This is a genomic window from Arthrobacter sp. Leaf69, from assembly GCF_001422645.1.
In the GTDB taxonomy this organism is placed as follows: domain Bacteria; phylum Actinomycetota; class Actinomycetes; order Actinomycetales; family Micrococcaceae; genus Arthrobacter.
Genome location: NZ_LMLR01000016.1, coordinates 102,566 through 115,470, shown reverse-complemented (window position 1 = coordinate 115,470; position 12,905 = coordinate 102,566). Strand labels below are relative to the sequence as shown.

The window sequence follows — 12,905 nt, the reverse complement described above, 5'->3', positions numbered from 1 at the left end:
TTGCGCATCAACCGGTTCGCCGGTTCGAGTAGAAAGCACCAACAATGCAGCAAAGTGACACCAGCCCGACCACCCCGCCACTGCTGGTGGGTGTCAGCTCCAAGATGTATCTGGGCTACCAGGACAGCCTGGAGTGGCTGGCGCAGCTGCGCCACGAAGTGGACACCCGTCCGGCCCTCGCGGCCGGGCGGGTTGTCCCGTTCGTGATTCCGTCGTTTCCGCTCCTCCCGGCGGCCGCCGCGCTGCTGGACGGTTCGCCGCTATTGCTGGGTGCGCAGAACTGCGGGTGGGCGGACGGGCCGTGGACCGGGGAAGTGGCCCCGTCCATGCTCGCGGAGCTTGGCGTCGGTCTCGTTGAGATCGGCCACGCGGAGCGCCGCCGGCACTTCGGCGAAGACGAAGCCATGATCGCCCGCAAAGTCAGGGCCGCGGCAGCAGCCGGGCTGACGCCCCTCCTCTGTATCGGAGAGTCCGACCACGGCAGTGCCGCCGACGCCGCGGCATTTGTGTACCGCCAGATCCGGTCGGCCGTGGACGGCGACTGGGAGCTCGCCGGCCGGCTCGTCCTCGCGTACGAACCCGTCTGGGCCATCGGTGCGGCCGAGCCCGCAGCCGCCGGGTACGTGTCCGACGTCGTCCGGCAGCTCCGGAGCCACCTCGCCCCCACGGGGCTGGGCGACCTTTCCGTCATCTACGGCGGCTCGGCCAAGCCAGGTCTCCTGCCGACGCTCGACGGCGTCTCGGGTCTGTTCCTGGGCCGGTTCGCGCACGATCCGGTGAACTTCGGCGCGGTGCTGGATGAGGCACTCCTGCTGGCCGAGGGCATCCCGGCGTCCCGCTGAGCATGTCCCATGGGAGCCAACGTTCACAGCTGGACATGCCCCACGGGAGCCACGAGCACTGGGCAGAATGCCATTGTGCTCACTGGTTACGGCGAAGAATGAGCATGTCCCCTGAATGCGCTGACAAAGAATGGGCATGTCCCGCTGGCAGGCGGGCAAAGCTCAAGCAGCCACTGACCGCCGGCATAGCCCGATGAATCCGCCCAGCTGCTCCAGGCCCTCGGGGTGCGCGGGGAGGTAGTTGGTCAGCTCGGGCGCCCGGATGACGACGGCGCGCCATTGGCCGCGGGAGACTGCCACGTTGATCCGGTTGCGCGAGAGCAGGAACTCCATGCCCCGCGGCGCCTCGGCCACCGCCGAGCACGCCATGGACACAATCACGACGGCGGCTTCCTGGCCCTGGAACTTGTCGACCGTTCCCACCCGGACGCCGGCATGGCCCGCGGCATCGAGGGCATCGCGGATGACGTTGACCTGGGCGTTGTAGGCGGCCACCACCAGGATGTCGGCGGCGTCGAGCGGCCGGGTACCCTGCTCCGCATGCCAGCTCAGCCCCAGATGGCGCCGCACCTGGCGGACCACCTCGGCGGCCTCCTCCGGGGAGGAGGTGATGTTGCCGCTGTGCTCCACCATGACCGTTTCGATCCCGGCCGGAACTCCATCGAGCCGCCGGAGGTCAGCGGCCGGGGCCGAGCGCAGCCGGCCCTCATAGGAAAGTTCGGAGACGGCCCGGCACAGCTCGGACGTCATCCGCCACGAGTCAGCGAGGAAAAAGCCAAGTTCCGGCGGAAGCGTGGCATGACCGGCGGAAACCCAGCCCAAGGCCGATTCGTTCACGGGTTCGGGGTGTGCACCCTGGCTGACCTGCGGCAACTGCTGGGGATCACCGAGCAACAGCAGCCGGCTGCTGGCCTGGGCCACGGCCAGAGTATTGGCCAGGGAGAACTGACCGGCCTCGTCGATCACCAGCAGATCCAGCGACCCGGCCGGGACATTGGATCCCGTCATCGTCCACGCCGTGCCGCCGATCAGCGCCCCGCCGGGAGAGCTGAGCAGTCGCGCTACATCCTTTGCCGACCGCAGCTCCCACGGAAGGGAATCCGCGTGTTTCACTTCCTTGGCGACTCGGGCGGGATCGACGCCGGCCTTGGTCACCGCCGTCTTCAGCAGGTTCTCCACCACGGCATGGGACTGGCCGACAACGCCGACTTTCCATCCGCGGGCCACCAGCCGGGCGATGACGTGCGATCCCACATGGGTCTTGCCGGTCCCGGGCGGACCCTGCACCGCGACGTAGGAATGGTCCAAGGCACCGACGGCCTCCGTAATCGCGTCAACGAACCGGTCGGGGCCTTCATCCGGTGCGGGCAGCCGCGCCCCTGCGGCAAGGCGCGGCGGAACCCGGCGGACCAGATCCAGGGCCGGATGGTGCGGAAAAGCGGACGGGCTGGCCTGCAACGCCGCGGTGACGCCGGAGGCCAAGACTGCCAGGGCGTCCTCGAGGCTCTTGGTCTGGATGGGTTGGTCCTCGGTCAGCGCGACCGGCACCTGGGCGTACGGTTCGATGGCCCTGCGGAGCTTGTCTCGGATGACGACGGTGTCCTTGCCGTCCTCGTGGCCCAGCTCCAGGACCTCGGTGCCGAACCAGCCGTTGCGTCCGGTCCCGTTGATCCCCGTGCCCTCGAGCCCGGCCGGAAGCGGCGGCTCGTACATACGGAACCACGTGCTGCCTTCACGAAGGTCAGAGCCCGGGCTGACCGTGCCGATCAGTTTCACTCTCCGTTCCGGAAGCTTGGCGCCGTCCTTCCACCAGTCGTCGAGCACCTCCGCCTCCTCGACCAGGAAAACGTTGCGGCCCTGCTGGTGATGCGTGTCGGGGCCGTTCTCGCAGCGGTCGAAGTGCGCCCACCAGAACGCTTTGCGCTCCCGGCGGTGATAGCTGACCGCTGCCGCCAGCATGGACACCGCCTTCCGGTCGTCCTCGGACAGCCCGACGCCGGGCCCCGCCAGCTCGGCCAGCGCCACTTCCAGCGGGTCCACGTCAGCGGAATCCGCTCCCGCGTCCGTTCCGGAATCCGCGCCCGCGCCGGCCGCCGTCGTTGCGGTGCCGGATGCCACGTCGGCGCCCGGCCGGATGCCGCGGGCACGGGCCAGACCCAGGAGCCAGTTCCGGAGTTCCAGGGTGGAGAGGCAGTCGTATTCGTTGTAGTCGGAGATCCCGGCGAGGATTGTGGCGGCTTCCTCGGCCCGGCCGTCGTCGCGCGCATCGCAGTAGTGGGCATAGGCAACCACCGAGGCGCCAGCGTCCTTCACATCCCCGGAGCGCAGGTTGGTCCCCATGTAGAGCGGCTCGAGCTTCTTGATGCTGTAGGAATTCTCGGAAATCCGGATGCTGTTCCGGACGGTCTGGTACAGATCCACCAGGAGCCCGTCCCGCAGCCACCCGTCGACGATGTCCTCGCCGGCAACGTGCATCACAGAGAGCTTCCGGAGCGCCGTCTTCTCGTAGGCGGCGTAGTGGTAGACGTGCATGTCCGGGAAGTCCTGCCGGCGCTTCTGCACATACTCGAGGAAGTCGAGGAAGGCCTGTTTCTCCGCCTCCCGGTCGTGGGCCCAGAACGGTTTGAACACTCCCGCGACGCCGGGTCCCGTCGGCGCCTCGACGACGCCGAACAGATACTCCAGCCCCCAGACTCCGGTGGCGGCTTCCTGCCACAGCGGATCGCCCTCGAAGTCGAAGAAGATGTCGCCGTCGCTGGGCGGGGGAAGATCGGCCAGCGTGTTTTCGGGAATCACGCCGAAGCGGATGCTGTGCTCTTCGCCGTCCTTGCTGAACCGGACCTCACCGTCCGCTGCGCCGACGCCGCTCTGCATCCGGGCCTGGTCCTGCAGGCGCAACAGCGAGGCGTTGGGATTGGCCAGGGTGGCTTCCGCGAGCTCCCGGACCGTGCGGATACCGTCGGCACGGAGTTTCTTGCGCTGGGCCGAGTTCATCCGCGCCACGAGGAGCAGGTCATCGGTGGCGGCGACCTGTTCCTGGCAGTAGTCGCAGCGGCCGCAGGCGGTGAGCCCGGGCGTCTCCCACTGCACGGTGCCGGGCTGCGCCAGATGCGAGGAGGTCAGGGCCAGGAAGCGGTCCCGCCGCTCGCGGAAGACCGGCAGGATGTCGGAAAGTTTGTGGTGGCTGCGGACGTAATCGTAGCCGCCGTCCGGGAGCTGAACCGTGGCGCCCAGGACCAGTGTCACCATCGGATCCGGGGTGATCCCGGCCTGCAGCAACTGGTCGCCGTAGGCGGCAAGCTGGAGCAGCGCGGTCACCTTGGCGTGGCGGGCCAGCTTCGTGTCGAACACGGCGTAGCTGCCGTCGGCCTGGCGGACCAGGAAGTCCGAGCGGCCATGGAACTGGCCGTCGAAGAAGGCAGCCTGGAACACCACGTCGGCGCCCGAACGCAGGGCATCAATGGACTCGCGGTGCTTGGCCAGCAAAGTGGCGCGGTCCATCGCCGCAGCCGGGACGACGTCGTAGACGCCGCGTCCGGCGGCCGGATCCCAGGGGCCGAACTCCTCCACGAAACCGTCGAGGACCTTTTGCTCGTGACGGTCGCCCAGCACGGCGGCGTGCCGGAGCATCTCGTCGTCGTCGAACACCGCCCTGGGGGACCGGCCCAGCTTCTCGTCGAGCTTCCGGAGCAGCTGGTACTCGCAGCCGGCCGCGATGACGAGGTCGCTCGCGGAAAAGACCAGGTCCTGTGCGGAACCCGGCACTTCCGGTTCAAGAAAAAACACTGTGCCCCCGATGCTTACTGCCGTGTGGAAGGTTCTGCCGCCTGGGGTGTGCAGTCAGCGCAGCCTCGCCTTATGTCTTTCAAGCTACCAAAGCCCTCTGACAATCCGTCGACCACAGCGGTCGGAACGGGCTGGTTCTTGTCGGAGGCCCGGCGTATGGTCTGAGGACCATGACCGAACAGCAACCCTATGAGCTGGTCCAGCGCTTCGCGCACTTCGAGCTGCGCCGTTATCCCGCGTATGTTGTGGCCGAAATACAGGTCACCACGACGTTTGACCGGGCCGGGAATGCTGCCTTCCGGCCTCTGTTCAACTACATCAGCGGCAGCAACAACGCCCGTCAGAAGCTGGCAATGACGGCTCCGGTGATCCAGGAGCCCGGTCCTTCGCAGAAGCTGGCCATGACCGCCCCGGTGCTCCAGAGCGGTCCGCTGCCGGGAAGCGACGGTACCGCTGACTTTGTGGTCGCCTTTGTGCTCCCCGCTGGCGTGACGGCGGAGTCGGCCCCGGTCCCCGTGAACTCCCAAGTCCAGATCCGGACCGTTCCCGGGTCCCTGACGGCTGCCCTTCGATTCTCGGGCAGCGGCTCGGAAACTGCCTTTGAACGGCGCAACGAGGGCCTCCAGGCGGCCCTGGTGCTGGCCGGCCTGACGGCCATGGGCCCGCCCCGGTTCGCCCGCTTTGATCCGCCGTTCAAACCGTGGTTCCTCCGCCGCAACGAGGTCCTTCAGGACGTGCGGGAGTCTCCTCCAACATCGGGCGAGCCCGGCCCCTGACCCCGGTGAGGCAAAATGGCAGGGTGACCCAACTCCCGCAGCGCCCCTCCCCGTCAGCCTCCGCCACGCCCGCAACGAGCCAGCCCGCCAGGACCCAGGCGCCCCATGCCCCGTCGCCCCAGACCCGGGCGCCGCAGGCCCAGGAGTCCGGCATCGCCGCCCAGATTGCCGCAGAACTGGGCGTGAACCCCTGGCAGGTCAAAGCCGCCGTGGACCTGCTCGACGCCGGGTCCACCGTGCCCTTCATCGCCCGGTACCGCAAGGAAGCCACCGGGACGCTCGATGACACCCAGCTCCGCGACCTCGAGGAACGGCTGCGCTACCTGCGCGAGCTGGAGGACCGCCGTCGGACCGTCTTGGAAGCGATCGCAGCGCAGGGCGCGCTGACTCCGGAACTGCAGGCCGCCGTCGTCGGCGCCGACACGAAGTCGCGCCTGGAGGACATCTACCTGCCGTTCAAGACCAAGCGGCGGACCAAAGCGCAGATTGCCCGCGAAGCCGGGCTGGAGCCGCTGGCCGACGCGCTGCTGAAGCGGCCCGAGCTGGACCCCGAACGTGAAGCCCACAAGTACCTCAACGCGGAGCATTCCATCGGGGATGCCGCCGCGGCGCTCGCCGGGGCGCGTTCCATTCTGGTGGAACGCGTCGCCCAGGACGCCGACCTGGCCGCCACCCTGCGGGAGCGGCTATGGACGCAGGGCAGGATGGTGTCCCGGGTGAAGAAGGGCAAGGACGCCGAGGGGCAGAAGTTCAAGGACTACTTCGAATTCTCCCAGCAGCCTTCGGGGATGCCCTCGCACCGCGTCCTGGCGCTGCTGCGCGGCGAAAAGGACGGCGTGCTGGAGCTGGACCTCGCTGAGGCAGAACCGAACGACGACGCCGCCCTCACCGCCGCGCGCGGCCGCTACGAAGCCGCCGTGGCCCGCTTCCTCGGGGTCGCCGACCGCGGCCGGCCCGCCGACGCCTGGCTGCTCCAGACCGCGCAGCTCGCCTGGCGCTCGCGGGTGCTGGCCCGGCTGACCGCGGATCTGCGGAGCCGGATGTTCGCGGCCGCCGAAGACGAGGCCGTGCGGGTCTTCGCTGCCAACCTCCGGGATGTGCTCCTCGCGGCGCCGGCGGGAAACCGTGCCACCCTGGGCCTGGACCCGGGACTGCGCACAGGGGTCAAGGTGGCGGTGGTGGACGGCACGGGCAAAGTGGTGGCGACGGACACCATCTACCCGCACGCCCCGGCCCGGAAATGGGACGAGGCGCTGCGGACCCTCGTCACCCTCGCCCGGAAGTACGGCGTCGAACTCGTGGCGATCGGCAACGGCACAGCCTCGCGGGAAACGGACAAACTCGCCGCTGAACTGCTCAAACAGCTCGCCGCCGGCCCGGACACTGCGCACCAGGGCGGCAAGCCGCAGAAAATCGTGGTGTCGGAGGCCGGCGCCTCGGTGTATTCGGCCTCGGCGCTCGCCGCCGCCGAGCTGCCCGGCATGGATGTGTCCCTGCGCGGCGCCGTGTCCATCGCCCGGCGCCTGCAGGATCCGCTGGCGGAACTCGTGAAGATCGAGCCGAAGTCGATCGGCGTCGGGCAGTACCAGCACGACGTCACCGCCGCCAAGCTGGACCGCAGCCTCGACGCGGTGGTCGAGGACTGCGTGAATGCCGTGGGCGTGGACGTGAACACCGCCTCGCCGGCGCTGCTGAGCCGCGTGGCCGGCGTCGGGCCGCTCCTGAGCGAAAACATTGTGGCGTACCGGAACGAACACGGCCCGTTTACCAAGCGCACCGAACTGAAAAAGGTGCCGCGACTGGGCGCGAAAGCGTTCGAACAGTGCGCCGGGTTCCTGCGCATCACCGGGGGAGTCGAACCCTTGGATGCATCCAGCGTGCACCCCGAGGCCTACCCGGTGGCGCGGAAAATCAAAGCCGCCGCCGGCGGGAGGGGGCCGGCCGCGGGAAGCTACGCCACACTGAACCCGCAGGACTTTGTCGACGGCTCCTTCGGCCTGCCCACGGTGCAGGACATCATCGCCGAACTCGAGAAGCCCGGCCGTGACCCGCGCCCGGCCTTCGCGGCGGCGACGTTCTCGGAGGGCATCGAGAAGATCTCCGACCTCCGGCCCGGGATGGTGCTGGAGGGGACCGTGACCAACGTGGCGGCGTTCGGTGCGTTTGTCGACGTCGGGGTGCACCAGGACGGCCTGGTCCACGTCTCCGCGCTGGCCAACCGCTTCGTCTCCGATCCCCGCGACGTGGTCAAGTCCGGCCAGGTGGTGCGCGTCAAGGTGCTGGAGGCCGATCCGGAACGCAAGCGCATCTCCCTGACCTTGAGGCTCGACGACGAACCGGCCGCGCCCGGCGGGCGTGCGGCGGCGCAGGCGCCGTCCAAGCAAGCGCCGCCGAGGCAGAACTCTGGTCAGCCGTCCGGGAAGCCGTCTGCTCAGCCGTCCGGGAAGCCGGCGCCCGACCGGCGGACGCCTGCCAGGCAGCCGCAGAAGCCGACGCCGGCACCGGCCAACACGGCGATGGCCGAGGCGCTCCGGAAGGCCGGACTCGGAAAGTAGGTTTCGGGAGTCGGCCCTCGGGAGGTAAGCCCCGGGAGTCGGCCGCCGAGAGGTGGGCCCGGAAGCGGGCCGCCGAGGCCATCACCACCGCTCGTCGCGGAATTCCTACCGCTTGTCGCACAAGTAGTACGTTTGCTGTCGATCTGCACCATGATTGCCGGAGGCAACGGCCCGATCTGGGGCCATTCGCCTCTATGCACTGGGACACCGACGTCTTCGACAAGCAAGAGGAGCACTTATGGGCTGGCTGGACCGTGAACGAACGATCGCCCCGCCGGGATTCAACCGGTGGCTGGTGCCGCCCGCCGCGCTCGCTGTGCACCTGTGCATCGGCCAGGCGTACGCCACGAGTGTCTACAAGACTGCGCTGGTAAAGCACTTCGGCGCCAGCCTGACTGAAATCGGCGTGATCTTCTCGATCGCGATTGTGATGCTCGGCCTCTCCGCCGCGATCATGGGCACGTGGGTGGACAAGAACGGCCCGCGCAAGGCGATGTTTACCTCGGCCGTGTTCTGGGCCAGCGGCTTCCTGGTCGGCTCGCTCGGGATCTTCAGCGGCCAGTTGTGGCTCGTTTACCTCGGCTACGGATTCATCGGCGGCATTGGCCTGGGCATCGGCTACATCTCGCCGGTGTCCACCCTCATCAAATGGTTCCCCGACCGCCCGGGCCTCGCGACCGGCATGGCCATCATGGGCTTCGGCGGCGGCGCCCTCATCGCCAGCCCGGTCTCCACCGCGCTGCTGAAGATGTACGACCCCAACTCCGGCGCCAAGGGCTGGGTTGCCAGTGGCGACTCCGTCGGCAAGCTCTTCCTGACCCTCGCCGTCGTGTACCTCGCGTATATGATGTTCGGCGCGTTCACCATCAAGGTCCCGGCCGAGGGATGGAAGCCGGCCGGTTTCGACCCGGCTAAGGTGAAGGCCGCCACGCTGGTCACCACGGACAACGTCTCCGCGAAGAACGCCGTCAAGACCAGGCAGTTCTGGCTCGTCTGGATCGCCCTCTTCTGCAACGTGACAGCGGGAATCGGCATCCTGGAGCAAGCCGCACCGATGATCCAGGACTTCTTCCGCCAGTCCGACGGCGTGTCCCTGGTGAGCGCCGCCGTCGCCGCCGGCTTCGTGGGGCTGCTCTCGATCGGCAACATGTCCGGCCGCTTCGCCTGGTCCGCCACCTCGGACGTGACCGGCCGCAAGCGCATCTACATGATGTACCTCGGCGTCGGCGCCGTGCTCTACACGGTGCTGGCCTTGGCCGGCTCCACCAGCACGTTCCTCTACGTGGCGCTCGCGTTCGTCATCATCTCCTTCTACGGCGGCGGCTTCGCGACCGTCCCGGCCTACCTGCGCGACCTGTTCGGCACGTTCCAGGTCGGGGCGATCCACGGCCGGCTCCTGACGGCGTGGTCCGCGGCCGGTATCGCCGGGCCATTGATCGTCAACGCGTTCCTGGACGCACAGGGCAAGCCCGGCCAGTTGACCGCAGCGTCCTACCAGCCCGCGCTACTGACCATGGTGGGGCTGCTGGTGATCGGCTTTGTGGCGAACCTGCTGGTCAAGCCGGTCGACGCCCGGTTCCACGAACCACGCCCCGACCGTGTCCGCTCCGAAGAACCTGCCATGGAGGCCTGAGATGAGTACTGCGCAGACAACTGTGAACCCGACACCTGTAAACCCGTCGACCGGGAAGCTGGTGGTCGCCTGGGCGCTGGTGGGAGTGCCGCTGGGCTACGGCGTGTACGAGACCTTGACCCGTGTGGCGGCCCTCTTTGGCTGACACCGCCACAGGGTTCCCGGCTTCGCCGCGCACCCGCACGGGGGAGCCCCGAGTGGAGCCCCTGGCGGGCATCGCGCCAGCGTCCCCGGCGTTCACCCGGCCCGATACGTTCACCACCAGGCCCACCCTGCAGGGCACCTTCGGGATGAGTGCCTCCACGCACTGGCTGGCGACGGCGGCCGCCCAGGCGGTGCTGGAGCGCGGCGGCAACGCGTTCGACGCCGCGACGGCGGGAGCCTTCGTGCTGCACGTCGTCGAGCCGCACCTGAACGGGCCCGGCGGGGACATGACCGGGGTCTTCGTCACCGCGGACGAGCCCGGCCGGCCCGTGGTCCTCATGGGGCAGGGCCCGGCCCCCGCCGGAGCCACGGTGGAGCACTACCTCGCGGAGGGCCTGGATCTGGTGCCCGGCTCTGGCGCGCTGGCCGCCGCGGTTCCCGCCGCCGTCGACGCCTGGCTCCTGCTGTTGCGAGACCACGGGACCTGGGAACTGGGCGACGTACTGGACTTCGCGATCGGCTACGCCCGCGACGGGCACCCGATGCTGGGCAGGGTGGGGACCACCATCGCCGCCGTGGCGGAGCTGTTCCAGATGCACTGGCCGACGTCTGCTGGGCTGTGGATGCCCGGAGGCAGGATCCCGGCTGAAGGGGAGCTGGTCCGCAATCCTGCCTACGCCCGGACGCTGCAGCGGCTGGTCGACGCCGGGACCGCCGGGCCGGCTGGGCATTCGCGCGAAACCAGGATCGACGCCGCCCGCCGCGAGTGGCGCGAGGGCTTCGTGGCCAAGGCCATGGTGGAGTCGGTCCAGACCCCGCACCGGCATTCCTCAGGTACGGATCACCGCGGTGTCCTCGCACTGGAGGACCTCTCCGGATTCGAGGCTGGCTACGAGGACGCCGCCACGGTGGAATTCCGCGGACACACCATCGCTAAGACGGGACCGTGGGGGCAGGGTCCCGCGCTGCTCCAGACGCTCGCCATTCTCGAAGGGTTCGACGACGAGTACCTCGATCCGTCCACCGAACTCGGCGCGCACACCATCCTGGAAGCCCAGAAGCTGGCGCTCGCGGACCGGGAAGCGTACTACGGCGACACGGATGTGCCGTTGAACTATCTCCTGTCCGCCGACTACTGCGCCCGCCGCCGGGCGCTGATCGGAGAGCAGGCATCACACGAATTCCGGCCCGGCACGGTCCCCGGATATGAGCCGTATGTGCCCACACTGCGTACCCACTACGAGCCGCCGACGGGTCCGGGTTCAGAGGGGTCGGCCGGGCTGGGAGTGGGGGAGCCTACCGTGGCGCCGAGCGGGGAGACCCGCGGCGATACCTGTCATATTGACGTCGTGGATCGCTGGGGCAACATGGTCTCGGCCACGCCGTCGGGTGGCTGGCTGCAGTCCTCGCCGGCCATCCCGGAATTGGGCTTCTGCCTCGGCACCCGGCTGCAAATGACCTGGTTGGAGCCGGGAACGCCCTCTACCCTGACACCGGGGAAGCGGCCGCGGACAACCCTCACGCCAACTCTTGTGCTGCGGGACGGCGAGGCCGTGACCGCTCTTGGTTCGCCGGGCGGCGACCAACAGGATCAATGGCAGCTGCCGTACCTGCTGCGCACGATTGTCGGCGGCTACTCGCCGCAGCAGGCCATTGATGCCCCCACCTTCCATACGACGTCGATGCCCGGTTCGTTCTGGCCGCGCACCTGGGAGCCAGGCGGCGCCGTCGTCGAGGAGCGGCTGGGCGAGGACGTTATCGCGGGACTTGAGCGCCGTGGTCATGTCGTCACCGTCGCGGGCGGCTGGACGCTGGGACGCCTGTCCGCCGTCGTGCGGGATCCTTCGACCGGGGTTCTGCAGGCGGCGGCGAATCCCCGCGGCGCGCAGGGTTACGCTGCGGGGCGATAACGGCACTATCCACGAGGGCCGGAACCGAGCCGGTCCATAAATCGGATCGAGTCCGCGGCGATCTGCTGCTGCGCCTCTTGGCGGGAGATGCCTGGCTCGCCGTCCCCGGGCTGTTCGCCGTAGTCCCCGAAAAACGCGTGCACTCCGCCCTCCACCGTCGCGAAACCGGTGGCCGGCGGTAGCAAGGCCTTTGACGCCGAGATCTTGTCCGGAGTGGTGAGTCCGTCATTGGAGCCGGAGATGGACAGCACCGCGAAGTCGACGGCGTCCGCCATGCTTTCCGCGGGGTACGAAGCAAACAACAAAAGCCCGGAGACGTCCCGGTTCGACGTCGCGAAGGAGGACGCGCTGACTCCTCCCAGCGAATGGCCGCCGACTGCCCAGGAAGTGATCTCGGGGTGTTCGTCCATCGTGCCGCGGGCTTGGCTGATGTCCAGCAAGGGGATTCCCAAGGGTACTTTCAGGATGACAACAAGATAGCCCGCGTTCGCGAGCGGCCCAAGGATGTCTTGATACGCGCGCGCGTCAACCCGTGCTCCCGGGTAAAAGACGAGTCCCGCGCGGGCCTTTCCTTCCGGGGCGAGGGTTATGGTGGTGGCGTCTTCGGTGGTGGTCCCCGTGGTTTGGCCCTCCGCTCCGCTGGGCTGGTAGGGGAACGGATTGAGCCACGCCAGCCCCGCAACGAGACCCAAGACGGCCAGCCGTCCCGCGAGGCCCCGGACCAGTTGCCAGCGTGAAACTGAGCGCCGGCTTGGCGGGTGGTTCACCGGCCCATGCTGTTTGCTTCGAGGCCAGCCTTCGAGGACAGTGGTGCGTTTGACCAGCACGAACGCCCAGAGAAGGCCCGCTGCGGCAGCAACCATCAGGAGCGCAGGCAGCGCCGGGTGGCCGCCGAGGACGGCGCTGTTGCTCAGCAGCATCCAGAGCGGAACCAGGACCAGCGCGCCCGACATGAAGGCGCCGCTCCAGTCAAGGACTGCGACGTCATGCCCGTGGGCCTGCACCCGGGCGCTCTGTTGAGCGCTGTCAGCCGGGCTGTTCAACGGAGGGGCGGCGACGTCATGCTCGTTGGCCTGCACCGGGGCGCTCTGTTGAGCGCTGTTAGCCGGGCTGCCGGGGTCCTCCGGCGTCGCATCCTTCACGATTCGATGTTATCTCCATCATCGAGATAACTGGATACCCTCGCCCCCGGCGTCCCGAACGGCACATCTGATCAGCGTCCGCGAGCCTCCAGCCAGATAGTGCACCCCAGGCGTTAG

Annotated in this window: 8 protein-coding genes; 6 read left to right on the top strand and 2 right to left on the bottom strand. The window is 68.6% G+C overall.

All coding sequences use genetic code 11. The features are described from left to right. The first annotated feature begins 44 nt into the window (after positions 1-44). Positions 45-842 (top strand): triose-phosphate isomerase family protein, encoded by a 798-nt coding sequence (locus ASE96_RS17755; RefSeq protein ID WP_056433545.1) that lies wholly within the window; start codon positions 45-47, stop codon positions 840-842. A 162-nt stretch (positions 843-1,004) separates the two neighbouring features. On the opposite strand, the gene ASE96_RS17750 is transcribed toward ASE96_RS17755, so the two are convergent. After that, positions 1,005-4,628, bottom strand: coding sequence for a TM0106 family RecB-like putative nuclease (locus ASE96_RS17750; RefSeq protein ID WP_056433542.1), 3,624 nt, complete (start codon positions 4,626-4,628; stop codon positions 1,005-1,007). A gap of 170 nt (positions 4,629-4,798) precedes the next feature. On the opposite strand from ASE96_RS17750, the gene ASE96_RS17745 reads away from it, so the two are divergent. The 5 genes from ASE96_RS17745 (at position 4,799) to ASE96_RS17730 (ending at position 11,646) form a co-directional block, all read left to right on the top strand. Continuing rightward, entirely contained in the window at positions 4,799-5,404 is a 606-nt protein-coding gene (locus tag ASE96_RS17745; protein WP_056433540.1) for an SOUL family heme-binding protein, read from the top strand. Between the two features lie 152 nt (positions 5,405-5,556). Next, complete coding sequence (locus tag ASE96_RS17740; protein ID WP_056433849.1) at positions 5,557-7,959, top strand: Tex family protein; 2,403 nt, start codon at positions 5,557-5,559, stop codon at positions 7,957-7,959. Between the two features lie 238 nt (positions 7,960-8,197). After that, on the top strand, positions 8,198-9,592 hold the full coding sequence (locus ASE96_RS17735) for an OFA family MFS transporter (RefSeq protein ID WP_056433538.1): 1,395 nt from the start codon (positions 8,198-8,200) through the stop codon (positions 9,590-9,592). A 1-nt stretch (position 9,593) separates the two neighbouring features. After that, on the top strand, positions 9,594-9,737 hold the full coding sequence (locus ASE96_RS19405; protein ID WP_200913090.1) for an MFS transporter small subunit: 144 nt from the start codon (positions 9,594-9,596) through the stop codon (positions 9,735-9,737). A 145-nt stretch (positions 9,738-9,882) separates the two neighbouring features. After that, a complete protein-coding gene (locus tag ASE96_RS17730) occupies positions 9,883-11,646 on the top strand; it encodes a gamma-glutamyltransferase family protein (protein ID WP_056433846.1) in 1,764 nt (587 codons plus the stop codon). A 5-nt stretch (positions 11,647-11,651) separates the two neighbouring features. On the opposite strand, the gene ASE96_RS17725 is transcribed toward ASE96_RS17730, so the two are convergent. After that, positions 11,652-12,788, bottom strand: coding sequence for an alpha/beta hydrolase (locus ASE96_RS17725; RefSeq protein ID WP_235500332.1), 1,137 nt, complete (start codon positions 12,786-12,788; stop codon positions 11,652-11,654). Between the last annotated feature and the right edge of the window lie 117 nt (positions 12,789-12,905).